This is a genomic window from Acinetobacter sp. Swhac1 (assembly GCF_013390985.1).
Lineage (GTDB): Bacteria > Pseudomonadota > Gammaproteobacteria > Pseudomonadales > Moraxellaceae > Acinetobacter > Acinetobacter towneri.
Window position 1 is genome coordinate 1 of the sequence record NZ_JACASN010000031.1, and the last position, 26,416, is coordinate 26,416.

General features: G+C 42.2%; 26 protein-coding genes. 12 read left to right on the forward strand and 14 right to left on the reverse strand.

Annotation, left to right across the window (positions count from 1 at the left end; all coding sequences use genetic code 11):
* From HX743_RS13340 to HX743_RS13355, 4 genes are all read left to right on the forward strand, one after another.
* On the forward strand, positions 1-241 hold a 241-nt coding region (locus tag HX743_RS13340), incomplete at its 5' end, for a zinc ribbon domain-containing protein (protein ID WP_178319453.1).
* A gap of 219 nt (positions 242-460) precedes the next feature.
* Positions 461-1,429, forward strand: coding sequence for a 4-hydroxythreonine-4-phosphate dehydrogenase PdxA (gene pdxA / locus HX743_RS13345; protein ID WP_178319454.1), 969 nt, complete (start codon positions 461-463; stop codon positions 1,427-1,429).
* Positions 1,430-1,448: 19 nt separating this feature from the next.
* Positions 1,449-2,261, forward strand: coding sequence for a 16S rRNA (adenine(1518)-N(6)/adenine(1519)-N(6))-dimethyltransferase RsmA (gene rsmA / locus HX743_RS13350; protein ID WP_178319455.1), 813 nt, complete (start codon positions 1,449-1,451; stop codon positions 2,259-2,261).
* Entirely contained in the window at positions 2,261-3,109 is an 849-nt protein-coding gene (locus HX743_RS13355) for a symmetrical bis(5'-nucleosyl)-tetraphosphatase (protein WP_096901578.1), read from the forward strand. The genes rsmA and HX743_RS13355 overlap by 1 nt, the downstream gene beginning before the upstream one ends.
* A gap of 82 nt (positions 3,110-3,191) precedes the next feature.
* Here the strand turns inward: HX743_RS13355 and HX743_RS13360 are convergent, their stop codons facing one another.
* The 7 genes from HX743_RS13360 to hflX form a co-directional block, all read right to left on the reverse strand.
* Positions 3,192-3,644, reverse strand: a complete 453-nt coding sequence (locus HX743_RS13360) for a DUF2147 domain-containing protein (protein ID WP_178319456.1) — start codon at positions 3,642-3,644, stop codon at positions 3,192-3,194.
* A gap of 108 nt (positions 3,645-3,752) precedes the next feature.
* The gene (locus tag HX743_RS13365; RefSeq protein ID WP_178319457.1) at positions 3,753-4,196 is read right to left on the reverse strand and encodes a DUF2147 domain-containing protein; all 444 of its coding nucleotides are present in this window, start codon (positions 4,194-4,196) and stop codon (positions 3,753-3,755) included.
* Positions 4,197-4,471: 275 nt separating this feature from the next.
* Positions 4,472-4,915 (reverse strand): DUF2147 domain-containing protein, encoded by a 444-nt coding sequence (locus HX743_RS13370; protein WP_178319458.1) that lies wholly within the window; start codon positions 4,913-4,915, stop codon positions 4,472-4,474.
* A gap of 179 nt (positions 4,916-5,094) precedes the next feature.
* Entirely contained in the window at positions 5,095-5,541 is a 447-nt protein-coding gene (locus tag HX743_RS13375; protein WP_178319459.1) for a DUF2147 domain-containing protein, read from the reverse strand.
* Between the two features lie 88 nt (positions 5,542-5,629).
* The gene (locus HX743_RS13380; protein WP_096901575.1) at positions 5,630-6,304 is read right to left on the reverse strand and encodes an LrgB family protein; all 675 of its coding nucleotides are present in this window, start codon (positions 6,302-6,304) and stop codon (positions 5,630-5,632) included.
* Positions 6,305-6,313: 9 nt separating this feature from the next.
* Positions 6,314-6,685, reverse strand: a complete 372-nt coding sequence (locus tag HX743_RS13385; protein ID WP_178319460.1) for a hypothetical protein — start codon at positions 6,683-6,685, stop codon at positions 6,314-6,316.
* A gap of 34 nt (positions 6,686-6,719) precedes the next feature.
* The gene (gene hflX, locus HX743_RS13390; RefSeq protein WP_004972465.1) at positions 6,720-8,060 is read right to left on the reverse strand and encodes a ribosome rescue GTPase HflX; all 1,341 of its coding nucleotides are present in this window, start codon (positions 8,058-8,060) and stop codon (positions 6,720-6,722) included.
* A gap of 292 nt (positions 8,061-8,352) precedes the next feature.
* On the opposite strand from hflX, the gene HX743_RS13395 reads away from it, so the two are divergent.
* A complete protein-coding gene (locus HX743_RS13395) occupies positions 8,353-9,171 on the forward strand; it encodes a 1-acyl-sn-glycerol-3-phosphate acyltransferase (RefSeq protein ID WP_096901584.1) in 819 nt (272 codons plus the stop codon).
* Between the two features lie 97 nt (positions 9,172-9,268).
* Here HX743_RS13395 and HX743_RS13400 read toward each other — a convergent pair whose 3' ends face one another.
* Entirely contained in the window at positions 9,269-10,879 is a 1,611-nt protein-coding gene (locus HX743_RS13400) for a phospholipase D family protein (protein ID WP_026438286.1), read from the reverse strand.
* Between the two features lie 176 nt (positions 10,880-11,055).
* On the opposite strand from HX743_RS13400, the gene HX743_RS13405 reads away from it, so the two are divergent.
* Complete coding sequence (locus HX743_RS13405) at positions 11,056-12,066, forward strand: metallophosphoesterase (RefSeq protein ID WP_004972462.1); 1,011 nt, start codon at positions 11,056-11,058, stop codon at positions 12,064-12,066.
* A gap of 66 nt (positions 12,067-12,132) precedes the next feature.
* Here HX743_RS13405 and HX743_RS13410 read toward each other — a convergent pair whose 3' ends face one another.
* Positions 12,133-13,446 (reverse strand): MFS transporter, encoded by a 1,314-nt coding sequence (locus tag HX743_RS13410; protein WP_096901571.1) that lies wholly within the window; start codon positions 13,444-13,446, stop codon positions 12,133-12,135.
* 188 nt (positions 13,447-13,634) lie between these two features.
* The gene (locus HX743_RS13415) at positions 13,635-14,282 is read right to left on the reverse strand and encodes a hemolysin III family protein (protein ID WP_178319461.1); all 648 of its coding nucleotides are present in this window, start codon (positions 14,280-14,282) and stop codon (positions 13,635-13,637) included.
* 107 nt (positions 14,283-14,389) lie between these two features.
* Between HX743_RS13415 and HX743_RS13420 the strand changes: the two genes are divergently transcribed.
* Both HX743_RS13420 and HX743_RS13425 read left to right on the forward strand, forming a co-directional pair.
* Positions 14,390-15,610 carry an SAM-dependent methyltransferase gene (locus HX743_RS13420; protein ID WP_178319462.1) on the forward strand — a complete coding sequence of 407 codons (1,221 nt, stop codon included), beginning with the start codon at positions 14,390-14,392 and terminating at the stop codon, positions 15,608-15,610.
* Positions 15,611-15,633: 23 nt separating this feature from the next.
* Positions 15,634-16,056 (forward strand): GNAT family N-acetyltransferase, encoded by a 423-nt coding sequence (locus tag HX743_RS13425; RefSeq protein WP_004972455.1) that lies wholly within the window; start codon positions 15,634-15,636, stop codon positions 16,054-16,056.
* A 112-nt stretch (positions 16,057-16,168) separates the two neighbouring features.
* On the opposite strand, the gene HX743_RS13430 is transcribed toward HX743_RS13425, so the two are convergent.
* The 4 genes from HX743_RS13430 to HX743_RS13445 all read right to left on the reverse strand — a co-directional run bounded on the left by HX743_RS13430 (position 16,169) and on the right by HX743_RS13445 (position 21,265).
* Positions 16,169-16,501 (reverse strand): hypothetical protein, encoded by a 333-nt coding sequence (locus tag HX743_RS13430; RefSeq protein WP_004972453.1) that lies wholly within the window; start codon positions 16,499-16,501, stop codon positions 16,169-16,171.
* A gap of 171 nt (positions 16,502-16,672) precedes the next feature.
* Positions 16,673-18,808, reverse strand: coding sequence for a 3-hydroxyacyl-CoA dehydrogenase NAD-binding domain-containing protein (locus HX743_RS13435; protein WP_178319463.1), 2,136 nt, complete (start codon positions 18,806-18,808; stop codon positions 16,673-16,675).
* Positions 18,809-18,819: 11 nt separating this feature from the next.
* Positions 18,820-20,025, reverse strand: coding sequence for an acetyl-CoA C-acetyltransferase (locus tag HX743_RS13440; RefSeq protein ID WP_096901568.1), 1,206 nt, complete (start codon positions 20,023-20,025; stop codon positions 18,820-18,822).
* 229 nt (positions 20,026-20,254) lie between these two features.
* Positions 20,255-21,265, reverse strand: a complete 1,011-nt coding sequence (locus HX743_RS13445) for an AraC family transcriptional regulator (RefSeq protein WP_004972448.1) — start codon at positions 21,263-21,265, stop codon at positions 20,255-20,257.
* 209 nt (positions 21,266-21,474) lie between these two features.
* Between HX743_RS13445 and HX743_RS13450 the strand changes: the two genes are divergently transcribed.
* The 4 genes from HX743_RS13450 to HX743_RS13465 all read left to right on the forward strand — a co-directional run bounded on the left by HX743_RS13450 (position 21,475) and on the right by HX743_RS13465 (position 26,288).
* On the forward strand, positions 21,475-22,635 hold the full coding sequence (locus HX743_RS13450; RefSeq protein ID WP_178319464.1) for a CaiB/BaiF CoA-transferase family protein: 1,161 nt from the start codon (positions 21,475-21,477) through the stop codon (positions 22,633-22,635).
* A 237-nt stretch (positions 22,636-22,872) separates the two neighbouring features.
* Positions 22,873-24,516, forward strand: coding sequence for a nitrite/sulfite reductase (locus HX743_RS13455; protein WP_178319465.1), 1,644 nt, complete (start codon positions 22,873-22,875; stop codon positions 24,514-24,516).
* Positions 24,509-24,994 carry a DUF934 domain-containing protein gene (locus HX743_RS13460; RefSeq protein ID WP_178319466.1) on the forward strand — a complete coding sequence of 162 codons (486 nt, stop codon included), beginning with the start codon at positions 24,509-24,511 and terminating at the stop codon, positions 24,992-24,994. Before HX743_RS13455 ends, HX743_RS13460 begins: the two co-directional genes overlap by 8 nt.
* A 307-nt stretch (positions 24,995-25,301) precedes the next feature.
* Entirely contained in the window at positions 25,302-26,288 is a 987-nt protein-coding gene (locus HX743_RS13465; RefSeq protein WP_004972441.1) for a diaminopimelate dehydrogenase, read from the forward strand.
* Positions 26,289-26,416 lie beyond the last annotated feature (128 nt).

Consider the following 26,416-nt stretch of genomic DNA (forward strand, 5'->3'; position numbering starts at 1 on the left):
AAAAGTTGATCCGAAGTACACAAGTCAAACCTGCTGTGAATGTGGTCATGTAGCAAAAGAAAACCGACAAACTCAAGCTAAATTTGAGTGTGTCGAGTGTAGTTATGTTGCGAATGCGGATTTAAACGCATCTCGTAATATATTGTCGGCAGGACATGCCGTTTTGTCTGTGGAGGGTGGATGCGGTAAAGGTCGCCCTAAGAAGCAGAAAGCAAGCGAAATCCGTGAGGAAGTCGCCTAAGAGCTTTGCTTTTAGAATCCCCCACTTGAGTGAAAACGAAAGTGGTGGGAGTATGTCAATTATAGGTTTGTTGTTATGTATGGTCGTGATTGGCATTTCGGAATGGGCGCATCAGATGGGCATCTTAGATAGCCGATTTAGATTAGATTGGAGATAAAACAATTTTGCTCAGGATGGCGCTATAATTCAGCTACACCTAGCTATAGTGGATGAAGCTGCATGCGACCTTTATATGTCACCAGTGGTGAACCTGCAGGTATTGGACCTGATATTTGCCTAAGTCTGGCAGATCGACAAGATGAACGTCCAATTGTGGTATTGGCTGATCATCAATTATTAAAACAACGTGCTGAAATTCTAAAACAAAAAGTTGAATTAATTCAATATTCAGGTCAGCAACAGCCTGCAGCGCTTGGACAGTTATATGTTGAGCATGTACCTTTGGCAGTAGATGTTGAATTAGGGCATTTAAATGCACAAAATGCAGCTTATGTGTTGGAGCAATTACGTCGTTCGGCTTCTTATGCAATGACAGGTACGAGTGTGGGCGTGGCGACAGCACCCGTGCAAAAATCTATTATTAATGAAGCAGGTATTTCTTTTAGCGGGCATACTGAATATTATCAGGAGTTTGCAGGTGTTGCGCGTGTGGTGATGATGTTAGCTACTAAATCCTTACGCGTTGCCTTGGCGACCACGCATCTCCCTTTACGTGCCGTGGCAGATGCCATTACCAAAACACGTTTAGAACAAGTGATTGATATTTTGCTGCATGATCTCAAAAGCAAGTTTAAAATTGAACATCCTAAAGTGTTGGTCTGTGGTTTGAACCCACATGCGGGAGAAGATGGTTATTTAGGCATGGAAGAAATTGAGGTAATTAATCCTGTGCTGCAAAATTACCGCAATCATGGTGAAAATCTGAGTTTAAGTTTGCCTGCAGATACTTTATTTACCCCAGAAAATTTAAAAGATGCCGATGCAGTTTTAGCGATGTATCACGATCAGGGTTTACCTGTGTTAAAATCACAGGGCTTTGGTGAAGCAATTAACATTACTTTAGGCTTACCGTTTATTCGTACTTCAGTCGATCACGGCACAGCGCTCTCCCTCGCAGGTACCGGACTTGCGAAAAGTTCTAGCTTGCATGTTGCTGTCGATTTAGCGCTGGATTTAGCACGTTCATAATTTCAGCTTGGAAATCTTTATGTATCAAATTAATGCCCTAAACCCAAAAGAAGAAGGGCATCAGGCTCGTAAACGCTTTGGTCAAAACTTTTTACATGATCAAGGTGTGATTGCCAAAATTGTTCGCTCAGTGAACCCGCGTCCAGGCGATAATATTGTCGAGATTGGACCAGGTTTAGCAGCATTAACCTCGCCTTTAATTGGTGAGTGTGATGCTTTGACGGTGGTGGAATTAGACCGTGATTTGGCTGCAGGTTTACCAAGACGTGTGCCACATCCTGAGCGTTTAACCATTGTGGAAAGTGACGCGCTGAAATATGATTTTACCGAGTTATTTCAGGAAGGGCGTCCGCTACGTGTAGTTGGAAACTTGCCGTATAACATTTCGACACCGCTTTTGTTTCATCTCTTAGAGTTTGGTGACAAAGTTAAAGACATGCACTTTATGCTGCAAAAAGAAGTGGTAGATCGTATCACGGCTGAACCGAATACCAAAGAATATGGGCGTTTATCGGTGATGATGCAGTATTACTGTAAGCCAACGTTCTTGTTTGAAGTACCGCCTGGCGCATTTAATCCACCGCCTAAAGTGACTTCTGCAGTATTCCGTTTAGAGCCTTATGTGACTAAACCGATTATTGCCAAAGATGAAAAAGCATTGGCACGTTTGGTGGCGCATGTATTTACCCAACGTCGTAAAACATTGCGCAATAGCTTAAAAGGCATGTTGGCTGAAGATGCGTTTGAACGTGCAGGGGTAGACCCAATGGCACGTCCTGAAACTTTAAGTTTGAGTGCATTTGTCGCATTGGCAGATCAGATGGTGAATTAATGGCAGCAATTCGATACAACTATGTCATTGGTGATGTGCAGGGCTGCTTTGAAGCCTTAAAACTGTTATTAAAAGAAATACAGTTCGATCCCGATCAAGATTTTATTTGGTTTGCAGGCGATTTAGTCGCGCGGGGTGAAAACTCGGTAGGTGCTTTACGTTTTATTAAAAAACTGGTAGATCGTGGCGTTGCAGCAACGGTGTTAGGCAATCACGATTTAACCTTGTTGGCAGGCGCACGTGGCTTAAAGAAAATCAAAGCACAAGACAACACTCGTGATGTGATTGATGCAATTGACAGTGATGATTTGATTGATTGGTTGCGTAAACAACCATTGTGTCTTTTTCCTAATGAAAACACCATTTTAACTCATGCAGGTATTCCACATATTTGGAATGCGGAACAAACCGCAGCTTTGGCAAAAGAAGTTGAGGCTGTGATTGGGCATGAGGACTTTGAGGTAGTGGATGCATTCTTAAAGGAAATGTATGGGGCAGAACCTGCAGTTTGGTCGGATGATTTAGAGGGGCATGCGCGTTTACGTTGTATTACCAACTATTTGACCCGTATGCGTTTAGCCAATGCACAGGGTGGTTTGGAATTCAGCTTTAAAGATGCCTTAGATGATCCGATGCCAGAAGGTTTTAAACCGTGGTTTGAATATCCATCTTTAGCTGCGCAAACACATCAAATCGTATTTGGTCATTGGGCAGCATTGCAGGGACAAACGGTAGCTGACAATATTCAAAATGTGGATGGCGGTTGTGTGTGGGGCAATCAGCTTGTGGCTTATCGTTTGGAAGATCAGCAATTGTTTGCAGTGGATAATCCGCTGGCAGAATGGTAATAACATTCATCTTTAAAATTTAAAAATGTGATGATGAAATGAAAACAGCCACCTATTAAAGTGGCTATTTTTATCTTGAATTTTATTGAATCCGAATCCAAGTTTGGCTGCGACCTAGTGTAGATACCCCCATATAAGCGCGCAAAGTCAAGCGCTTACCTGTCGAGTTGATGCGAATTTTTGCATCGTAAATACGACCTGCCAATGGATCAATTACGCGTCCTTTTTCGTAATTATTGCTGTCTTTGACTTGTTGTAAGCCTTTTAAAATGTCCATCCCTAAAATAGGTTGGTTAGTATAGGGCGCAGGGCATTTATTACAGAGTTCACGTGGGGTATAACCTGGACGTGGAGTTAATTTAATAATTTTACCCGTATAGGTTTGATTGGCTTCTTTACGAATTTCGATGACAGCTTTGGGTGAGCCTGTTTTATCATCAATTTGTTGCCAAGTGCCCGCTAAATCTTGTGCCATCGCCAAAGTGCTAAGGCTGCCGAAGATGACGGCTATTCCTAAAGCCAATTTTTGAATCATTTTATTTCCCTTACTCGGTCTTTGCAGCTAGTCTAATCTCTGAATAGGGCTTGAACAAAGCCCTGAGGATCTTGAAAAAATGACCGATGCGACACTATGCGTTAGATTTTATTGACGAATCCACGTTTGTGTCCGACCAATGGCTGAAATTCCGACGTAACCACGTAAAGTGAGACGTTTATTATTAGACGCCAAACGACCTTTCAGGCTATACATTTTGCCTGTAAGAGGATCTAAAATACGTCCATCTGAATAGTTGTTATTTTCCACATGCTTTAAGCCATGAATAATTTCCAAACCCACCAAAGGTTTGTTGGTATAAGGCGCAGGACAATTGACACACATGGTTTTTGGGGTATAGCCTGGTCTTGGTGTGACTTTGATAATTTTACCCGTAAACGTGCCATTTTCCGCTTTGGTAATTTCAATTAAAGCCTTAGGTGAGCCAGTTTTGTCATCAATGCTTTGCCAAGTTCCAGTTAAGTCTGCAGCAAATAAACTGCCACTGAACATTAAGCTTGCAAATGCACCTATCAGTAAATTTTTCTTCATATCAGTTCCTTTGATTGCCGAAATTGATCACAGAGGTTTATTCAAGATATAAAGCGGGTTGTGGTAGGAGTCAAGCGATTTGAGAAAAAATTAATCTTAAAGTTGCGACTAAAATGTAAGAAAACCAATAAAAAATGCCACGAACGTGTGGCATTTTAAGTGAAAAGTAAAGCGATTAATTAGTCGCTTTTAATCCAAGTTTGGCTGCGTCCTAAAGCAGAGACACCCACATAACCACGCAAAAAAATGACCGATGCGACACTATGCGTTAGATTTTATTGACGAATCCACGTTTGTGTCCGACCAATGGCTGAAATTCCGACGTAAAAACGTAAAGTGAGACGTTTATTATTAGAAGCCAAACGACCTTTCAGGCTATACATTTTGCCTGTAAGTGGATCTAAAATACGCCCGTTGGCATAGTTGTTGTTATCCACATGTTGTAAACCTTTAATAATTTCTAAGCCTACAATTGGTTTATTGGTATATGGTGCAGGACAATTGACACACATGGTTTTTGGGGTATAGCCTACACGTGGTGTGACTTTGACAATTTTACCCGTAAACGTGCCATTTTCCGCTTTGGTAATTTCAATTAAAGCCTTAGGTGAGCCAGTTTTGTCATCAATGCTTTGCCAAGTTCCAGTTATGTCTGCAGCAAATAAACTGCCACTGAACATTAAGCTTGCAAATGCACCTATCAGTAAATTTTTCTTCATATCAGTTCCTTTGATTGCCGAAATTGATCACAGAGGTTAATTTAAGATATAAAGCGAGTTGTGGTAGGAGTCAAGCGATTTGAGAAAAAATTAATCTTAAAGTTGCGACTAAAATGTAAGAAAACCAATAAAAAATGCCACGAACGTGTGGCATTTTAAGTGAAAAGTAAAGTGATTAATTAGTCGCTTTTAATCCAAGTTTGGCTGCGTCCTAAAGCAGAGACACCCACATAACCACGCATGGTCAGACGTTTGCCATTGCTGCTTAATTTGGCTTTGGTGCTGTAAATATTGCCGCTTAATGGGTCAATAATTTTTCCACCAGAGTAGTTCATGCCACCTGTATGTTTTAAGCCTTTGAGTACATCCATGCCTAAAAGAGGTTGGTTAGTATAAGGTGCAGGACAGTTGATACAGGTATCTTTAGGGGTGTAGCCAGGACGAGGGGTGACTTTGACAATTTTAGCCGTATAGGTGCCATTGGCTTCCTGACGAATTTCTAAAATTGCTTTTGATGAACCTGTTTTGTCATCAATATTTTTCCAAGTACCCGTAATATCTTGAGCTAGCGCAAAACTTCCTAACGCTGAGCAGATTAAGGCAACGGTGAGTTTCATCTTGACCATGTTCAATGTTCCTTGTTTTTGGCTAACTGGATATTTCATAGTAAAAAGAAAGTTAAAACTCGACAAGTCTAAATAAGTGATTGCTCAGTCACATTTTTTGTAAATACAGTATAAAAGTTGGCAGCCACACTGCGGTAAATACTGCATTGACGGCCATACCAAAGGCGGCATAACGTCCAGCTACGCTACCACGTTGCCAAGCTTGGGCGGTTCCAATTGCATGCGCAGCCAGACCTAAAGCCAAACCAGAGGCGCGTTCATCATTGATGTGTCTTAAGATAAAAGGTGAGAACGCGGCACCTACAACACCTGATAAAATCACAATCAAGACTGCCAGTTGAATTGGGGCTTCCAAAAGCGTGGCGATGTTAATGGCAATAGGCGTGGTTACGGCACGTGTGGCAAATGCCATAATATCGGCACTAGACATGTGCAAGGCATAGGCCAGTCCCATAGGTAGGGCTACAGCACTGATGCTGGCAAACAGTAGAATACCTAAAATGGCTTTTAGTGGTAAATCGTCATAACGCATGGCGGCCAGAGGAATGGCCAGTGCCACCGTCACATAACCCAATAATTGATTAAAAATAGGGTTGGTTTGTGCCATGTAATTTTCGTAAGGAATCCCAAAAATGTATAACAGCAGCAGCACAAAGAACATGCCAAAGACAATTACAGGAATTTGCGGCACTTTTTGGTTGCAAGGTTTTGCCAGAACATAGGCAATGAGGGTGATTAAAAAACCATATAAAACGGATAACATTTTAATCTCCTACAACCAGCGTTTTGCCATTTTGGCATACAGCCAAAGCGGGATCAGCGTACTGATAAACAACACAATTAAGAAGATTGGAATTTGTTTGCCCATGTGGGTCAGCATGATCAGTGAACCTGCGCTAATAGGTAAAAAGGCAAATGCACTTTCTTTCATGATTTTGTTGTTGGTATCGACCAAACGAGCAGGAATTTTGCTGAGTTTGCGCCAAGTAAATAAGACCGCCAATAAACTGAGCAAGCCCACTAAATTGCCAAGTTCTGGGTGATTAAACTGAGTCATGATCCATACTGCGGCTTCACGAAACACAATAATCAAAAGGAGTGTGCCGATCCATGCTGGCCAGTCTATCTGTTTTATTCTGCTCATTTTGATCTTTCGTTAAAATTTCACTTATCACGTTTTAACCGATCTGATCATCAATTTCAAATGCTTCAAGCGGACGTTTAAATTGTTCTGCCTGTGCACCTAAAATTTCGTCTATCGGTAAATGTGCCTGTTTAATCAGTTGTTCCAGTTTATGTGGTGCCATGCTGACTTGTAGATGTAATTGACCTTCATCATCGTACTGTTCTGCCTGAATGACATTGAGCGCATACAGTTGATTGCGCAGTTTGCCATAAGCAGGTTGTAATTTAAGATCAAACTTTTGAATTTGCCCCATCAAACATTCATGTACGGCTTGTTTTAACAAGTCTAAACCTTGCCCTGAATGTGCCGATACATAGACACGGTCAGGTTGATGCGGTTTTTCATAGATAATTTTGGCTGTTTCGCCTGAGACATCAATTTTATTGTAAACCCGCAAAATAGGTACATCTGCGCCAATTTCTTTTAGCACACCTTCGACTGCTTCAATTTGTTCCAACACATCGGGGCTGCTTGAATCAATCACATGCAGCAATAAACTGGCTTCTAAGGTTTCTTCCAAAGTTGCTTTAAAAGATTCCACCAAAGAGTGAGATAGGTTTCTTACAAAGCCAACGGTGTCTGCCAATACCAGACGTCCGATGCCATCCCATTCTAAACGCCGTAAAGTAGGGTCAAGCGTAGCAAACAGTTGGTCAGCAGCATAGACATCACTTTGCGCCAAAATATTAAATAAGGTCGATTTGCCTGCGTTGGTATAACCGACCAATGAAACGGTAGGAATGGCGGCTTTTTGCCGAGCCACACGACCTTGTGCACGGGTTTGACGGACTTTATCGAGTTTGGTTTTTAGTTGTCCCATGCGAATACGCAATAAGCGTCGGTCAGTTTCAAGCAAGGTTTCCCCAGGACCACGTAAGCCGATACCACCTTTTTGACTGTCTAAGTTGCTGCGACTACGCACCAAACGTGAAGATAAATGTTGTAATTGTGCCAATTCGACCTGTAATTTACCTTCGTAAGTGCGGGCGCGTTGAGCAAAAATATCTAAAATGAGTTCGGTACGGTCAACCACACGGCATTGCATCACTTTTTCTAAATTACGTGCCTGTGCAGGACTGAGTGCATGATCAAAAATGACCAAATTGGCGTCGTGTTCTTTGACCAATGCGGCAATTTCTTCGGCTTTGCCTGAGCCAATAAAGAGTTTGGCATCGGGTTTACTACGTTGAGTGTGGACGTGTTGTAAAACTTCTGCACCCGCAGATTCAGCCAAGAGCTGAAATTCTTCGGCATCGAGGTCTTCTAAAATTTGGACAGCGACACTGACCAGTACAACACGCTCGCCATCTTGATGTGGCACAAAATTTTCCACTCAGCGCAATCTCCATGCTAAAGCTATATTCTAGTAGAAAAAATGTTTGTGCAGGGAAATAGATGATTGGATTTTTCCTGCGCCCTGATTTGATGCTATATCAACGTATGTAAACTCAATTATAAGGATGACCCCAATATAGAATTTATCTATTTAGATTTTGCCAAAAGTCGCATGTTTGCATGCAGGTTTCGGTTTTTATTATCAATGCAAGTTCAGATTGAACAGTATAGAATGAGCAAAATATAGACCTTTATACGTTGTTTTGCGTTTAACAATTAGTGATGACCCTATGAACCCAGCTGTTGAAACTCACACATCTCCAATTCATGGTTTTGCAAAGCTTGCTTTGTATAGCAAAAAAGTTCTGGCAACGGCTGGCGCGATTGGTGAAGGGTTCTATTTGGTCTATCGTCATCAATTGTATAAAGACACCAACAACCCGAACAATACGCGCTATGTGCAATATTTTTGCCGTCAATTGTGCAAAGTTTTTAATATTGAAGTGCAAATTCATGGTGAAATTCCGCATGACCCTGCGCTATGGGTCAGTAATCATATTTCGTGGTTAGATGTAGCGGTATTGGGTTCTAGTGCGCGGGTATTTTTTCTGGCCAAAGCTGAAATTGAAAAATGGCCGTTATTGGGTAAGTTAGCCAAAGGTGGGGGGACGCTATTTATTAAGCGTGGCTCTGGCGATTCAGTCAAAATTCGTGAACAAATCACGCAATTTTTAAAACAAGATATTCCTGTATTATTTTTTCCTGAAGCGACCACGTCAGATGGAAGCAAAATTAAAAAAGTGCATGGTCGTATTTTAGGGGCAGCAATTGAAGCCAAACGACCTGTGCAAATTTGTCTGATTTGTTATGTGAATCAGCAAGGTGAGTTAGATACTGTTGCGCCGTTTATTAATGACATGACTTTTGTTGATCATGTGAAAGATGTTTTGGAAATGCCGAAAGTGACAGCGCATTTAATGGCGTTACCTGCAATTGTGGTAGAAGGGCACGATATTGAATCTTTAACTGCTGTGGTACAGGAACGCATGACAGAAGGTTTGGCTGAGTTGCATCGTCAGGTATTAAAACCACAAGTGCTGACATCATAAAACATGCTTAGGCGCATCTTCATGTTAAAGATAGCCTAAGCACATCACATTTTTTTAAGAATAATGGTCATCATCCAACAGCTTCAATATTATGTTGCTACATAAAGCCTTCAATTGGCAGCCATGAGGTAATTTTCATTGCCGCACGTTGATACCATTTCATCCCTGGTTCTTTTTTTAGAATTTGAGTTTCGCCTTGTGGATTTTTCATGTGCCATTGAATGTTTTGCTGTGCATCCAAAACCAGTTTATAAGCATATTTGGACAAATTGACATCCATGGTGTGGTGAACTGCGCGAGCCAATGGCGGACTGTTTAAAATCACCCCAATTTCAGTATTTAAATATGCCGAGCGTGGGTCAAAATTAAACGAACCAATAAATACCTGTTTTTCATCCAATGCCATGAGTTTGGCATGTAAACTAGAACGGCTTAAACCTTTCATACTGACTTTGGCTTTTTTGGAAATTTCGTGCGTATGTGTGTTTAGGTTTTCCATTTCAGGTCGCGCCAAAAACTCATACAGCTGCACGTTATTTGCCAATAAATCTTCTCGATATTTGGCGTAAAAAGCATGCACCACAGGAACATCGTTGGCTTTAAAGGAGTTGGTCAGTACGCGTACCTGAACGCCATCATCCGCCAAGTCTTTTAGTTTTTCTGCCCCCGATTGTTCGGGGACAAAATACGCAGAAATAATATCGACACTACTGCTTGGCTTCTCTAAATGCGTCAGCAATTGAAAGTTGAGATGTTCTTCTTTTGAGGCGCGGTCTTTAATTTTACTCGGCGCATCTTTGACCACTTCAGCACTGACCCAATCGAACTTAATACTATGCGTCATCCACTGTTCAATCGCTTTAGAACGAGTCACCAAATCTAAATAATTTTGTACGGTGGCTTCTTGATCGTGCTGTTCTAATTGCTGTTTTAAGCTTTCATAACGCAAGGTGTAATGTTGTGGATTGACCAATTGCTTGACTGAATAAGCATAGTCATCATTCCAGTATTCATCAAAAGAGTGAATAATTTCATCCGAAGCCGAGCCGACTAACATCACATCGACATCAGAAAATTGATAATTGTCGCTGACGTTATAGTATTGATTGCTCATATTGCGCCCACCAATCAGAGAAATTTGGTTATCGGCAATAAAGCTTTTGTTGTGCATACGACGGTTAATACGCTTCAAATCCAAAATCATGTCCATGGCACGATAATGTCGAAAGCGATATGGATTATACAGTTTGATGTCGATGTTGACGTGTTGATCGAGCGCGAGATAAATGCCTTCCATTTTTTTGGCATTGTTATCATCGACCAATAAGCGGACTTTCACCCCACGATCTGCCGCACGAATAATGGCGTGTAGTGCAAGCGCGCCAATTTTATCGTTATCCCAAATATAATATTGTAAATCTAAAGATTTTTCTGCTTTATTAATCAGATAGATACGTGCTGCTAGGGCTTCGAGCGGATCATACAGGACATGATAACCCGTAAGCTGCGGATATTTTTCGCGTAGCGGCAGTACAATTTTGGCCAAACTGGTTTGATCGGTTGGGGTTTCAAACGCCATCTGGATCGGATGTTCAATCTGTTTGGGCAGCGTGCTACAGCCTGAGAGTGTCAAAACGAAGGCGCAACTCAGCCACAAGACGTTGTGCCGAATATTTTGAAATGGAGCGGATGAGCTGCGGTTTGCCAAATTAAATTCCTTTTTAGCACGAGGAGCAAATAAGTTAAAAATAGGGTTTGAGTATAATTGTCAGCTATGAAAAGATAAATATGACAATACAGATATATGACGTGTGTGGGTTAAATGCGACATCTGGGTTTAGCGCAGCATTGAATAGCAGAAGTATGAAGTAATAGAGAATAAATATGTGGGATAACGATTCAGTCGTGTTGTATTTCTATATGGGTATGGCAATTTTGGCGCTGTGGGCAGTTTCGCAAGCATGGCGCAGTCAGGCCAATACAGAAACCATTCACCCGTTTAAGGCCTTTGTGCATTTGTTGGCATTTTATTTGTCTTACCTGTTGCCGCCTTTGGTTTTTTTTAGTGTCTATGCGGGTATTCAGGGCTATTACTCCATCCACGAAGCGATTTTTGTATTTTTAGTCAGTGCTGTGTTGAGCTATGCGCGTTTTATTGAACCGCATTTGATTCAAGTCAAAACTACCAAATATCAAATTCATGCAGATCGCCGTTTATTAAAGCCTGTCAAAATTGCTTTAATTGCAGATTTACATATTGGCTTGTTTTCTGGGCATGAGCGTCAATTGAAGCAAATTGTGAAAAAACTCAATTTGCAAAACCCCGATATTGTCGTTGTAGCAGGCGACTGGACTTATGAGCCTGAAAATAAATTGGTCGAAGAATTGGCGGTATTAAAAGAAATTTGTGCGCCTGTATATTCGGTAAATGGTAATCATGATGAGCAGTATCCTGGCCCGCCCATTCAAGAGCTGTTAAAAACGGCTTTAGAACAAAATAACGTGATTGATATTGAAGGTAGAATTGTCGAGTTTGATGAGTTTCGTTTGCTCGGTATTGGCGATTTATGGGCAGGTAAAACCGACATGCGCTATATGCCCGATTTACCTCAGGATAAGCCGTGGGTGTTGTTATCACATAACCCCGATACAGTGGATATGGTGCCAAAATTGCCGACACGTCCGTTGATGTTGGCAGGACATACCCATGGTGGGCAGGTTGAACTGCCGTGGCTGACCGATTATGTGATGAAAAAAGTATCTATTTTAGGGCATAAAAAGGGGTTATATCGCCATGATCATGCCGATGTATTTGTGACTGTAGGGACAGGAATGGTCGGTGTTCCTTTTCGTTTTGGTGTGCCGCCCACGATTGATATTATCGAGTTATTGTAAGCACCGTCACCATCGCCTACATGAAAAAAACCAGCCGAGGCTGGTTTTTTGATGCAATTTTTGCGCTTAAATTTGATTGTTTACATCATCATGCTTGGTTTCTCGAATCATTAAAAATGCGATTAAAGACAAGATGGATGCTGCACTTAAATAATAACCAACTGCAGCCAAGCCATAAGTGGTGGCAAGTTTGGTGGCAATCAGTGGGGCAAACGATGCGCCAAAAATACCCGCCAAGTTAAAGGTGAGTGCCGAGCCTGTATAGCGTACAGAAGTAGGAAAAATTTCAGACAACACTGTACCAATTGGTCCGTAAGTAAGTCCCATAATTGCCAAGCCAATACACAGGAAAATAAATACAATCCACGTGCTGCCTGAAGCAAGCATATCGGCAAAGAATAAGCCAAAAATTGCAGAGACGATGCACACCGCAATAGAGGTAGTTTTACGTCCAAATTTTTCGGCTAAAACGGCTGAGAGGGGAATAAATGCGGCAAAACACAATGTGGCTAGTAGTTGAAGTTTTAAGAATTCTTCACGTGAATAACCCAGTTGTTTAGTGCCCCATTGCAAGGCAAATACTGTAGTCAGATAAAACACCACAAAGGTACAAATTGCAGCGATTGTTCCGAGCACTAACATTTTAGCGTGTTTTTTAAAGACCTGAATAAATGGCACATTGACTTCTTTTTGTTTATTCAACACTTTTTGGAAGGCAGGCGTTTCATGCAGTTTTAAGCGAATCCATAAACCGACAATCACCAATAAGGCACTCGAAATAAACGGGATGCGCCAGCCCCATGTCATAAAGTCTTGCTCAGACATCAGCGCACCTAAAATAAGGAATGAACCTGTGGCAAGAATAAAACCAATCGGAGCGCCCAATTGTGGGAACATGCCATACCAAGCACGTTTACCTTCAGGGGCATTTTCTGTGGCTAACAGTACTGCTCCCGACCATTCACCGCCCAAGCCTAAACCTTGCCCTAAGCGACACAACGCCAACAGTAATGGCGCGATAATCCCAATTTGTGCATACGTCGGCAGTAAACCAATACAGACTGTAGAAATTCCCATGGTCAATAATGCCGCGACCAAAGTGGCTTTGCGTCCAATCCGATCTCCTAAATGTCCAAATAAAGCTGCGCCAATTGGACGGGCGATAAAGGCAATTGCAAAGGTGGCGAGAGATTGAATGGTTGCCGTCATTGGGTCAGTACTGGTCGGAAAGAACAGATACGGGAAAATAATGACTGCCGCAGTGGCGTAGATATAAAAGTCAAAAAACTCGATGGTGGTACCGACCAAGCTTGCAGTCAGTACTCGAAATTTAGAATTTTGAGTCGGCTGTTCAGCGGCAGCAGTAGATGAAGATGCCATACAGGACCTTATGTAAAGTGAATTTTAAATGAAAGTGCAATTTGGCACAGACCGCACTGGCAGAAAAATAGTAGATACTTCTTGTAGTTATACTTTTTTGAACAAGAAGTCGGTTACAAAACTGCATCCATGAACACCATTCAAATCTGACCGTTTTATCTGTAAAGCATGAATGATATTCAGCGTGATTAAATCACATACAGATAAATTGCCAAAAAGTGTGCGCCCGCACCAATAAGGACAAATACATGCCAAATTGCGTGGGTATATCTTACGTGTTTTAAGGCATAAAACAATGCACCCACGGTGTAGGCAATCCCGCCAATCAACAAAAAGGTCAGGGCTTGGCTGCTTAAATAGGCTTGCATATCGTCCATGACTAGAACGGCTAACCAACCCATCACCAAGTAGGCAATTAAAGAAATTTTATGAAAACGGTTGATGAATACCAGTTTAAATAGGGTGCCAATCAGGGCAATAATCCACAGAGCTATTAACAAATATTGCGCTTTTTGCGTAGGAATGGCGATGGATAAAAACGGGGTATAAGTACCTGCAATTAAATAATAAATTGCGGTGTGATCTAGCTTTTTATAAAAATAACGACGGTCTGCTGCGGTTGCCATGTGGTACAGCATTGAAGCAGAAAAAAGCAGTACCATGCTTATTGCATAGGCCCACAAACCTAGCCATTGCCCTGTATTTAAATATGCACCTTTAATGATTAAAAGAATACCTGCAATGAAAGCCAAAGCCGCACCAACACCATGACTCAGATAGTTAATCCGTTCTTCTTGCAGGTCATAATCAGGCACTAAAGGGGCGTTTAATTTCATGGCAAATCTGCTTTAATTTCCTTAATTATACAACTGTATCGTAATTCAATTTTGCTTTTAGGGTAATAACAATTAAACTTGAATTGTAATTTTTTCAGGTTTTTATTATGTCGACTTTGGCTTCTCCCTCTGTGCAGGAACAACAATTCTTAGAGGCTTTTCAGCAAGCCATTGATACACAAAAGCTTGATCGTGTGGTGCTGAGTCAATATAAAGGTGAACTGGAACAATTAGAAAAAATCACCTTGCGGGTGATTCAGCTGAATCAAGACACTGTTTTAACTTGTTTGTATCGCCATAAAACGCAGGATATCACCAAAAACTATCCTTTGGCAGAAGCGCAGATGCAATTGAGTCACTTATTGGCAGATTGTAAACAGGCCAATTTATTTATGACTGATCAGGAAATTCAGCTCAAAAAGAACAAAAAGAAAGCCATGCTCAGCATTAGTAAAACAGCACCGACTATAGCGAAACCGAAAGAACCGCAAGGACATGACCGAGAAAAGCAGCGTTATGTCGATCAATCCAGCCCATTTTTACAACACTTGGGGATTAGCGATGCCAAAGCGCGAATTATTCCGAGCATGGCGCGTAAATGGAAACAGATTAATAAATTTATTGAAATTTTTTCGGGTGCCTTGGCGCAAATCAAAATTTCGGAAAATACCTTGCGCGTGGTGGATTTTGGTTCAGGCAAAGGCTATTTAACTTTTGCGCTCTATGACTATTTGCAAAAGCAGCAATTTATTCCCTTTGTGACTGGGGTGGAACTAAACCCGAAAATGGTTGAGTTTTGTCAGTCGGTGGCGAGTGCTTCAGACTTTCAGCAGCTAGATTTTTTTCAGGGCGATGTGCGCACCTATCAGCCAGAACATTTAGATGTAATGATTGCTTTGCATGCCTGTGATGTCGCCACCGATTTTGCAATTCATACTGGTATTCGCCTGAATGCACAAATGATTATGTGCGCGCCGTGTTGCCATAAAGAGTTGCGTCCACAATTACAAAGCCCAAGCGTGTTGCAACCGATGCTGCAATTTGGCATTCATGCAGGGCAACAGGCGGAAATGTTAACCGATACCATCCGCGCTTTATTGCTCAAAGCCTATGGTTATGACACCAAAGTTTTTGAGTTTGTCGCTTTAGAACACACCAGTAAAAACAAAATGATTTTGGCAACCAAACGTCAAAATTGGAGTGAACCTGATCAAGCAGTTTTGGCACAAATTCGTGATTTAAAAACCATGTACGGTATTCAAAAACATTCTTTGGAGTTGTTGTTGAACGATCAGTGGGATCAACAGGGCATTGGTTCTAAGTGCTAAGCAAGATGGAACAGGATATAAAGATGCAAGATTATGAAATTCAATCGGGCACTTGGACACAATTTGCTGCAGAGGCCAAATCTATTCGTGAGCAAGTCTTTATTCAGGAACAGCGAATTGCGCCTGAAGATGAGTGGGATGCACAAGATGCAGTTGCCTTGCATTTTGTGGTCTATGCAACTGGACAGGCGATTGCAACAGCACGTTTACTGGAAAATCACAGTATTGGACGGGTCGCAGTGTTGAAATCACAGCGCGGTTTAGGTGTGGGACGTGTTTTAATGCAGCATATTATTCAGGTGGCAAAGCAGCAGCAACGTCCGTGGGTCAAGTTGTCTGCGCAGGAACACGCGATTCCGTTTTATCAAAGTTTGAGTTTTCAGGTTGAGGGTGAGTCGTATTTAGATTGTGGTATTCCGCATGTAGATATGCGATTGATATTTTAAATGAATTGTCGATAGTCCTGATTTTAATCGTGCAAAATAAAAATCGCCATGATGGAATGTGATCATGGCGATTTCTTTTTATAAACTGTATGAACAGAGCCGCTAGCGCATATTAATGTCCATGTGCGGGTGCTGGCTCATGGTTTTCAGGCATATTGGCATGTTCTGTTTCAGTCATACCGTGTGCATCTGCAGTTTCAGCAGCCAAAGCTTCACGTGCTTCACGATCTGCTTGTGCTTTTGCCAATGCTTCTTGTGACATAGCTGGCGCATTTTTAAAGGCGTGTTGCTGAGTATTCTGCTTTTGTTGCTGGCTAGGCATGTAGTCAGGTTCATTCGTGACCGCTAACCAGAAAATAAACATGAAAATTCCACCCAAAATACAGAAAATAAAGAGTGCTTTCCAACCCCAAGGTGATTTTTCAGGAGTAAGGCGTTCGGTCATGTGCATCTACCCAATTTGAATCTAAATCTTAAAATTATGTAACTTTATAACATAAAATGCATGAAAAACGGATTAAATTCTATTTATGCAGGGATATTCATTGTAATTTTGAGCAAATAAAAAGAGGGATGATATATCCCTCCCAGATTGCTTTAAATTTAAAGTTTAGCTTTAAATGCTTTTAGCACCTGCAGCAACACGATCTTGCAAGATTTTAGGTGGGGTAAAACGCTCGCCATATTCAGCAGTAAGTTGCTGTGCTCGTGCCAAAGCCTGTGTTAAACCATATTGATTCAAAAATTGTAAAGCACCACCTGTCCATGCAGGAAAACCAATGCCAAAAATGGAACCCACATTGGCATCAATGACAGATTCTAAAACACCTTCTTCCAAGCAACGTAAGCTGTCCAGTGCTTGTACAAATAAGAAACGGTTAATCATCTCTTGTTCAGCGATTTCGGTATTTTGATACCAATGGCTTAACCCCGACCAAAGCTGTTTTTTACCCTGTTCAGGATAGTCATAAAAGCCTGCACCTGCAGCTTTGCCTTTACGCGAGAATTGATGAATCATGGTTTGAATGACTTCATCTGCACTCGACAGTGGTCGGTCTTTCCCTTCGGCTTGCAGCGCCTTACGTGCTTCCTGTGCCACGTGTTCAGATAAGGTTAAAGATACTTCATCCTGAATAGCAAGTGGGCCAACAGGCATACCTGCTTTTAAAGCTGCCATTTCAATTTTGGCAGGATGTACGCCTTCTGCCAGTAAGCGCAAGCCTTCCTGCACAAAAGTGCCAAACACCCGACTGGTAAAAAAGCCACGTCTGTCATTGACTACAATCGGTGTTTTACCAATGTGTTGCACAAAGTCATATGCTTTTGCCAAAGTATCGGCAGAGGTGTTTTTTCCTTTAATGATTTCTACCAACGGCATTTTATCGACAGGACTAAAGAAATGCAGTCCAATAAAGCGCTGTTGATCTTGCGCAGCTTGGGCAAGCCCGCTTATTGGCAAAGTTGAGGTATTGGATGCCATCACACCTTGTTCTGCCAGAAAAACTTCGGCTTCTTGTGTGACTTGCGCCTTGAGTTGAGGATTTTCAAATACCGCCTCAATAATCAAATCACAGCCTTGTAAATCGGCAGCCTGTGCCGTTGGATGAATATTGGCTAAGACTTGTGCTGCTCGCTCTGCACTTATACGACCTTGCGATACTTGTTTATCCAATAGTTTTTGACTGTAAGCTTTGCCTTTTTCAGCTTGTTCGATGGATACATCTTTCAGAACAACCGCAATGCCTTTGCTTGCTGTGGCATAAGCAATGCCTGCGCCCATCATGCCTGCACCTAAAATGCCGACTTTTTGAGTTTGATGCGGTGCAATGCCTTGCGGACGGCCACTGCCCGATTTAATCGCATTCAGCCCATGCCAAAAGGTGCCAATCATATTTTTAGAAATTTGACCTGTTGCGAGCTGGGTAAAATAGCGAGATTCAATGCGTAAGGCTGTATCGACATCAACCTGCGCACCTTCTACTGCTGCACTCAAAATTGCTTCAGGCGCAGGGTAACAGCCTTTGGTTTTGTCGCGTAGCATGGCAGGAGCAATGGAAAGCATTTGCGCGACAGCAGGTGTAGATGGTGTTCCCCCAGGGATTTTATAGCCTTTGACATCAAATACTTGTTGTGATTGAGGATGTGCAAGAATCCAGTCTTGGGCTTTGCTGAGTAATTCTGTTTCATTTTCAGCAAGATCATGGATTAAACCTAAACTTTGTGCTTTTTCCACACTCAGCTGTTTGCCTTCCATCAACAGCGGCAGGGCAGTTTGTAAACCCAATAAACGTACCATCCGCACAATACCACCGCCACCAGGCAATAAACCTAAAGTCACTTCGGGTAAACCAAACTTGGTTTTTGCATCACGAATTGCAATACGATGATGACAGCACAGAGCAAGTTCCCATCCGCCGCCGAGTGCCGTGCCATTTAAGGCAGCTACCACAGGAATACCACGGGTTTCAATATAACGCAGCTGTGCTTTTAGGTTTTCAATCATCTGAAAAAATGAGCTGGCATGCTCAGGCTGTACTTGAATCAACTCATCTAAGTCACCGCCTGCAAAAAAGGTTTTTTTCGCAGAGGCGAAAATGATTCCCGCCACTTGTTCGTCTGCTTTTAACTTTTGTACCACTTGCGCTAATGCATCTCTAAAGTCAGCATTCATGGTGTTGGCAGATTGATTTGGTGAGTCAAAGGTTAGAATGACAATGTTATCGGCATTTTTATAATAGTGAATGGCGCTCATTTTTATACTCCTTATACTCGCTCAATAATGGTGGCAATTCCCATCCCACCGCCTACACATAATGTAGCCATGCCGCGTTTTTTATCTTGTCGTTCTAGCTCGTCCAGTAAGGTGCCTAAAATCATGGCACCTGTAGCGCCAAGTGGATGACCCAAGGCAATAGCACCACCATTCACATTGACTTTGGCGGGATCAACCTGAAGTTCTGTAATAAAACGCAGAACCACGGCTGCAAAGGCTTCATTGACTTCAAACAGATCAATATCTTCAATGTTCAGTCCTGCTTTGGCTAAGGCTTTGCGTGCTGCAGGCGCGGGTCCTGTGAGCATAATGGCAGGGTCTGTGCCAACCAGTGCGGTAGCAAGCACTTTGGCGCGTGGTTTTAAGTTGTGTTGTTGTACCGCTTGTTCCGATGCAATCAAGACCAATGCCGCGCCATCAACAATACCTGATGAATTGCCTGCATGATGCACATGATTGACTTGTCCTGCTTCAGGATATTTTTGCAGGGCAATCGCATCAAAACCCATTTGTCCCATATTGGCAAAACTCGGCTTGAGCTGTGCCAAGCTTTCAGCCGTGGTCTGTGGTTTGATAAATTCATCTTGTGCCAAAATCACCACACCTGCCTGATCTTTGACAGGTACAATCGAGCGCTCGAAATGTCCCTGTGCTTGTGCTGCTGCGGCTTTGTGCTGTGATGCTGCTGCAAATTGATCGACTTCTGTACGGCTATAGCCATCGAGTGTGGCAATTAAGTCAGCGCCAATACCTTGTGGAATAAAGTCACAAGCCATATTGGTTTCAGGGTCGAATGCCCAAGCACCACCATCGGAACCCATTGCCACGCGTGACATAGATTCCACACCACCTGCAACGATTAAATCTTCCCAACCCGAACGAACTTTTTGCGCTGCGAGGTTCACGGCTTCTAAACCTGAGGCACAAAAGCGGTTGATTTGTACGCCTGCGACGTCATTGTCCCAACCTGCGGCAATCGCTGCGGTTTTGGCAATATCTGCACCCTGATCGCCAATAGGTGTGACACAACCCAAAACAATATCGTCTACTTGTGAGGTGTCTAGGTTGTGTCGTTGTTGCAATTCATTCAATAAGGTTGTGAGTAGGCGAATGGGTTTAACTTCGTGTAATGCGCCATCTTTTTTTCCTTTGCCGCGCGGAGTGCGAATAGCATCAATGATGTAGGCCTCGCTCATAATCAATCCCTTGTCGATAGTTTTCTTTATGATTGCTTTTGAGTGTAATCTGAAAATTTTGAAGTGCAATGACGAGAACGGTACAGGTCAGTGAGGTTTTTTGCTAATTGGGATGACGCAGTAATTTGGCAGAAAGATTGAAACTATAATAGAGCGATAAAAAAAGCCCTTGCGGTGTGCAAGGGCAATCGATTGGAATTACGAGTTATTGTGAATTGTCGATTCTAAATTAATGATAACCGTGCAACTGACGGTATAAACCAGGTGTGACGCCAGTCCACTTTTTGAAAGCACGGTGGAAAGTACTGGTTTCGCTAAAGCCAACTTGTTGTGCCACATCTTCAAGGGTAAGTTCAGGATTCAGCAATAGGTGAATCGCGGCATCACGGCGTAATGCATCTTTTACCCCTTGATAGCTTTTACCTTCTGCAGCCAAACGACGACGCAAGGTTTGTGGCGATAGGTACAGCATGGATGCAACATCGTTCAAGGTTGGCATTTCTTCGCCAATTTGGCTCTTTAACACGTCACGAATACGCGAAGTTAAAGAATTGGTGTTTTTGAATTTCACCAACAATTGCGCAGGCGCGGTTTTTAAGAATTCGTCTAAGGTTTCTTGGGTTTGACGAATTGGTAAATCCAAGTAGTCGGCAGCAAAGGTAATTTCGGTGCGTGGCATGTCAAATTGCATGACAGGCGCAAAGAACAGCGCATCGTATTCATCTGCATGTGCAGGACGTGGATAGCCAAAATGTACGCGCTCCAAAGGCAGGCGACGTTCAATCAGCCAAGATGCCAAGCCGTGCCAAATCATCAACATACTTTCAGTAATAAAGTGATCAGGATCCATAGCTTGTGGAATAGATGGTACCAAACGTGCTTCGTGTTTATCACGTTCTAAGGTAACCGACCAATCATCACCAAACAGTTTGTAGAATTGCGAAGAGAGTTCTAAGGCATCGCCCAGTGTTTTGGCGTGAATTACCAATTGGCACATGATCGCGAATGTACCCAAACGACGTGGCTGAGAATCAAAACCCACGTGTTCGTCTTGGGTCACCATCCACAACATTTTAATAAAGCGAGTATATTGTTCAGGTGAAATACGTGCTTTCGGTTGGCGCAGAAGTTCTGCCTCAATACCGACATGAGATAATAAGGTTTCGACATCCATGCCGAGTCGCTTAACACCCGTGAGCGCTGCATTTACAAAATGGATACTAATGGTATCTCTGCTCATGTTAAATCCTTCAGTCTCTTTTGTATTCACGTAAGCTTGACCTAAATGACGCTAAAAATTGAAATTGGCAATTTACAATACCAATTTTACTTATTTTACATAATAAATTGCCGAAATGATCAAGGTAAATGGCTGAACATGACATTGTGTTACAGTTTTGCTGTTTATAAGATGAACGGAAAATCAGTAAAAATCGAGTAATCACAACAATGACACATGCACTGAGCGGTTTAAAAGTTTTAGATTTTTCTACCTTATTGCCCGGCCCTTTTGCCAGTTTGTATTTGGCGGATATGGGTGCAGAGGTGATTCATATTGAATCAGCAACCCGTCCTGACTTAATTCGTTTATTTCCGCCCTATGCCAATGGACAAGCGACTTCGCACAGTTATTTGAATCGGAATAAACAGTCAATTACTTTGGATTTAAAATCCCCCGAAAGTATTCAGCTTATTCACGATAAAATTGCCGAATTCGATATTGTATTGGAACAGTTTAGACCAGGCGTGATGCAGCGTTTAGGGCTGGACTATGCCAGCTTGGCAAAAATTAATCCGCGACTGATCTATTGTTCCATCACAGGTTATGGACAAACAGGCGATTATCAACAAAGGGCAGGACATGACATCAACTATTTAGCCTTGTCTGGCATTGCGGGGCATAGTGGACGGCAAGCGGGTGGGCCGCCACCGCTCGGGATTCAAGTGGCCGATGTAGCAGGTGGATCATTGCATGCTTTGGTGGCGATTTTAAGTGCAGTGATAGAACGTCAGCGCAGTGGTTTAGGGCAGTATATTGATATTTCGATGACCGATTGCGCTGCGACTTTAAACAATATGGCCGCTTCAGCAGTTTTGGCGGCACAGGTTCCTCAATATGCTGAGCAATCTTACTTAAATGGTGGCACCTATTATGACTATTATGAAACAGCAGATGGCCGTTATCTTTCAGTCGGTAGTTTAGAGCCGCAGTTTATGCAGGGTTTGGCACAGATTTTAAACTTACCGATACTTTTGGAAAAAGGGGCATCTTTAGATCCGCAAGAGCGCTTGCAAGTCAAACACGCTATTCAAGATAAAATTAAAACACAAAGTTTTGCCACATGGCAGCAGGTATTCGCGCAATATGATGTCTGCGTTGAACCTGTATTCACTTTAGATGAAGCCTTACATTCACCTTTGGCACAGCAACGCGGTTGGACAGTAGAAGTTCCTATTCAGCAGAATGCCGAAAAAACTGAAACTCAGTTGGCGTGTCCAATTAAATTTTCACGTTCTCAAATGCGTTACGATTATATCGGGCAGGCTTTGGGCGCAGGGCAGTGGTCATCTCAGACTAAAAATCAGGATGAAGATGAAGCCAAGTCGTAATTTCAGGTAATCAATAATAGATCGAATAGATGCTATAGCATAAAAAGTGCTAAAGCATGCATTATTTTGTGATAGCTATGTAAAAGGTCTGGAAATTTCGGCAAAGGCTTGCAGGCTGTGCCATTGCAATGTCTTATCAATAAAATCGCTAAGAAATATGTAAAAAACACATTTTGTTGATAGATTGAATCTCGCTATGCTGTCAGCCGTGATAATAGAAATGACTAGCTGTACGCCATGTATTTATATACTGATTTCGATCAGCAACTGATTAATGAACGTGTTGCACAGTTCCGTGACCAAACGGAACGTTATTTAGCAGGCAAATTGACTGAAGACGAATATCGTCCATTACGTCTGCAAAATGGTTTGTATGTACAACGCTATGCGCCAATGTTGCGTATTGCTGTGCCTTACGGTCTGATGAACTCTAAGCAGTTGCGTAAAGTGGCGCAGCTGGCCAAAGACTATGACCGTGGTTATGCACACGTATCAACACGTCAAAATATTCAGTTTAACTGGCCTGCACTTGAAAATGTGCCAGATATGCTAGCTGAGCTTGCAACAGTACAAATGCATGCTATTCAAACCTCAGGCAACTGTATTCGTAACACCACCACAGACCAATATGCAGGCGTTGTGGCAGGTGAAATTGCCGACCCTCGTCCGACTTGTGAATTAATTCGTCAGTGGTCTACCTTCCATCCTGAATTTGCATTCTTGCCACGTAAGTTCAAAATTGCTGTTTCAGCACTTGAAGAAGTGGATCGTGCAGCGACTGCGTTTCACGACATTGGCGTATATATTGTTAAAAATGCGGCAGGTGAAACGGGTTACCAAATTAAAGTGGGTGGTGGTTTAGGCCGTACGCCAATTATTGGTAGTGTGATTCGTGAATTCTTGCCACGTGAAGATTTGATTGCTTATTTAGAAGCAGTATTGCGTGTATATAACTTACACGGTCGCCGTGACAATAAATATAAAGCACGTATCAAGATTTTGGTAAAAGCGTTAACGCCAACAGTATTTGCAGAAAAAGTTGAAGCTGAGTTTGCACATACAGTGAAAACTTTAAAAATTGATGCAGAAACTTTGCAGAAAATGGATGAAAACTTCACGCCATTTGCTTATCAAAACTATGCCGATGAAGATTTTAGCGAACTGTTTGCACAGTATCCAAAATTCAAACAATGGTTCAACATCAATACCAATGCACATAAAGTGCAGGGTTACCGCATTGTCACGATTTCTTTAAAACGTGCGGGTATTGCACCAGGTGATATGAGCACCGAAGAAATGAATTTGATTGCAGACTTGGCCGATCAATATACCTTTGGTGAGTTGCGTACCACGCATGAGCAAAATATTGCTTTGGTAGATGTGCCACAAAAAGACCTGTTTGCATTGTGGCAAGTGTTAGATGCTAACAACTTGGCGCGTGCGCATATTGGCTTTATTACCGATATTATTTGCTGCCCAGGCGGTGATTTCTGCTCGCTTGCTAACGCAAAATCAATTCCAATTTCAGAAGCGATTTCACGCCGTTTTGATGATCTAGATACCATCTACAACCTTGGTAAATTGGATTTGAATATTTCGGGCTGTATGAATGCGTGTGGTCACCACCACGTGGGGAATATCGGAATTTTAGGTGTTGATAAAAAAGGCGCAGAATTCTACCAAATTACCCTGGGTGGTCATGCCGATCATGACGCTTCAATTGGCGATATTTTAGGGCCATCATTTGCTGCTGAAGTGATTCCAGATGTCGTGGAAGAAATTTTAAATACCTATTTAGACTTGCGTACCGAGGGTGAAGATTTTATCGACACTTATCGTCGTGTCGGCATCCAGCCATTTAAGGAGCGTGCTTATGCTTAATACCGCACTGCCTGTGCTCGCAAAAGATGGCACGATTGCAGAAAATACTTATCAAGTGATTGCTGAAGATGCTGCATTACCTCAAGGTGATGTAGTGTTAAGCGTTGAGCAACTTGATCAGTTGGCGCAAGTTTCAGGTAAAAAAGCGTTGTATCTCACCGTAGATGCTTCTCCAGAAAACCACGAATTTCCGCTTGCTGAACTAGATGCGATTTTTATTGAATTCGCTGGTTTTAATGATGGTCGTGGTTATTCATTTGCAGCGTTATTGCGCCGTCAAGGCTTTCAGGGTGAACTTCGCGCAGTCGGTGATGTCTTTAAAGACGTCTTAAATTATATGAAGCGTGCAGGTTTCGATACTTTCGTGATTAAAGAAGGTAAAGATGTGCAAGAAGCTGCAGCAGGTTTGGCGGACTTTACCCATCCTTATCAAGCTTCTACCGCAGTGCCAAAACCAAATTATCAAACAGGTGCGTAATATATTGATGATGGATTTCATCGAAATGTAGATAGATTTTATCGAAATATCGCGGTTCACACATTTACAAACAGCCTGCCATGTGCAGGCTTTTTGTTTGCCTTAAAATGATCAAACGGCTTGTTTTATCGCACTTCTTAATGATTTAATTTACCGCAAAGTGCTGTAGTATAAGCACGCTGATGTAGCATCGCAGTCTTATGTAGGCGTTATTTTTACATTATCAAAAATCAATCAAGACGATAATTTGATGTGATTATCCTCTGATTTATTTTTCAATTTTTTCATGATGAAGTGATTTGTCTTTATGCAAAATTCTATCCGTATTGGTATTGCTGGTTATGGCAACTTAGGTCGTGGTGTTGAAACGGCGATTCATAAAAACCCAGATTTACAATTGGTGGGTATTTTTACCCGTCGTGCGCCTGAAAGCGTTTCACCATGTTTTGCTGAAACAGCAGTGTTTCACATGGATTCATTGTCAGATTTTCAAGACAAAATTGATGTGCTGATTTTATGTGGTGGTTCAAAAGACGACTTGCCACAACAAGGTCCAGTACTGGCGAGCCAATTTAATATTGTCGATAGTTTCGATACGCATGCACGTATTCCTGAATATTATGCATCTGTAGATGCACCTGCGACAGCGAACAAGAAAACTGCACTCATCTCAATTGGTTGGGATCCAGGCATGTTCTCGATTAATCGTTTATTTGGTGAAGCGTTGTTACCAGATGGTGAAACCTATACTTTTTGGGGTAAAGGTTTAAGTCAGGGTCACTCAGATGCCATTCGTCGTGTTGATGGTGTAAAAGCAGGTGTGCAATATACCATTCCATCGAATGATGCCATTGAACAAGTGCGTAGCGGTGCGCGTCCTGTATTAAGCACCAAAGATAAACATACTCGTGAATGTTATGTCGTACTTGCAGAAGGTGCCGATGCTGCTGCGGTAGAGCAAGCGATTGTGACCATGCCAGATTATTTCGCTGACTACAACACAACCGTAAATTTCATTGATGAAGCGACTTTAGCCAAAGATCACCAACGCATGCCACATGGTGGTTTTGTCATTCGCAGTGGTAATACCAGCGATGAACAAAAACAAGTGCTTGAATTCTCATTGAAGTTAGACAGCAATCCTGAGTTTACCGCGAGTATTTTGGTGGCTTATGCACGTGCTTGCTATCGTTTAAACCAAATGCAGCAATATGGTGCAAAAACTGCTTATGATGTTGCGCCAGGTTTATTGTCAATGAAATCGCCTGAACAGTTGCGTGCAGAATTGCTCTAAACTTTTTAAAGTTATAAGCAAAAAGACGAATCAATGATTCGTCTTTTTACTTTTTGAATAAAGAAGGGTTAGGGAATGACTTTATTCAATCTACCTCAATCCCTCTTTACGAAATAGGGGTTGCAAGG